At 37.1% G+C, this 1,555-nt stretch carries 3 protein-coding genes; 2 read left to right on the forward strand and 1 reads right to left on the reverse strand.

The window, feature by feature from the left end:
• Nucleotides 1–295: 295 nt before the first annotated feature.
• Nucleotides 296–607: a DegT/DnrJ/EryC1/StrS family aminotransferase gene (locus tag AB1422_19355; protein MEW6621459.1), complete on the reverse strand. Its 312-nt coding sequence runs from the start codon at nt 605–607 to the stop codon at nt 296–298.
• A gap of 259 nt (nt 608–866) precedes the next feature.
• Here AB1422_19355 and AB1422_19360 point away from each other — a divergent pair, with 259 nt between their 5' ends.
• Complete coding sequence (locus tag AB1422_19360) at nt 867–992, forward strand: hypothetical protein (GenBank protein ID MEW6621460.1); 126 nt, start codon at nt 867–869, stop codon at nt 990–992.
• Nucleotides 993–1,432: 440 nt separating this feature from the next.
• Nucleotides 1,433–1,555: PHP domain-containing protein (locus tag AB1422_19365; GenBank protein ID MEW6621461.1), on the forward strand; the 123-nt coding region annotated here is incomplete at its 3' end.

The raw sequence follows: 1,555 nt of genomic DNA on the forward strand, positions 1-1,555 counted from the left end.
AATTTACAAGTATTTTTGCATTTTGCATTGTAATTTTGATATTTGCATTTTGATATTTACATTAAAGTTCTTCTTGCTATCGCTCTCCCCAAAAGAGGAACCTATTTATGAAAAAGCAATTAGGTTCACCTTCTGGCTTGCCAGAAGCGAGGCTAAAACCTCGCACTACAAATCTTTTTGTTGTTCAGAGAGATTCGGATTCATCTCGTTAGATAGTAAAACATCTAACAGGATTCATTCGTGATTATATATTCCCTCTGTGTTCTCTGTGGCTCTGTGGCTATATCCTGAACGGTTACGACGAAACGAGGGTGGCACCTGTTGAAACAATGGCTGAAACAGTTGGCACCGCCGTATTAGCTACAGTAATAACTTCATCTCCAGAACCTATATCTAATGATTTGAGGGCAAGAAAAAGACCATCTGTTTTACTATTGACACCAATTCCAAATTCAACACCACAGTATCTGGCAAATTCTGTTTCAAACCTTTTAACATTCTCTCCAAGGATTAAAGAACCAGATTCTAATACCCTTTGAATTGCAAAATAAATTTCTTTTTTCTCATTTTCATACTCTTTAAGATAATTCCATACTTTAATTGACATTTTTACTCTCCAACTCTTAATATACCATACATATAAAATTATTGCAAGAGATTTTTAAGATGGGCAACAATTTTTATTGTAATTATTCACCGCAGAGGCACAGAGGACGCAGAAAAGATGAGTATAAATGAATGTAACTGTTCACCGCACAGACATAGAGACGCAGAGTGTCTCTGCGGTAAATTACCACTTGAACGGTTACACTGTGATTCAGACAGTAGACTATAGATATCAGACCTCAGACTAAAGCGGGCAGAAATTGCAGAAGGATGTTGGAAGAGTTGGAAGTGTTAAAAGTGTTGAAGAAGTTGGAAGTGTTGAAAACATTTCCTTAACTGATACTGACACTGACACAGTCACTGTCACTGACATAGGTAAGGCTTAGGAAAAATTCAGGGAGTGAAGTTTTGAGGATGGTTTCCCAAATGTCTCTAATTTCCTGCATAAATAGAGTCTATAGTCTTGTGTCTGATGTCCAGTGTCTGAATCACAGAACGGTTACAGATAATTATTGACATTTGTTTAACACTATGGTATATATATCTCAAAACCCTATATCACCTAACTATCGAGTCCCTATTAAAAAATCTGTAACTATTCAGCCACTGATTAACACGGATTAGCACGGATAAATACAGAGGGCAGAAGGCAGAAGACAACAGGAGGAAAAATCTTCAGCCTAATTACGGACACGGATTACGAATTTTCAGTGTTTCATCCGTGTCCATCTGTGGCTGAATAGTTACGATTTGGTTTATAATTCTTCGTGTCCTTCGTGGTTTTAAAAGATGTGAGGAAGGTTAATCTAACCGCACAGGTGGAAAAATGTTACATGCTAATTTTGTCCATTTACATGTTCATTCTGAATACAGCCTGTTAGATGGAGCGATAAAAATAAAGGAGCTGGTTCAAAAGGCACACGAATATAAAATGCCAGCAGTGGCTGTT

The organism is bacterium (assembly GCA_040757115.1).
In the GTDB taxonomy this organism is placed as follows: Bacteria; UBA9089; CG2-30-40-21; order CG2-30-40-21; family SBAY01; genus JBFLXS01.

What these genes read in the sequence shown, in the direction of transcription:
- AB1422_19355 (MEW6621459.1), bottom strand. Translation starts at nt 607, where the DNA reads ATGTCAATTAAAGTATGGAATTATCTTAAAGAGTATGAAAATGAGAAA.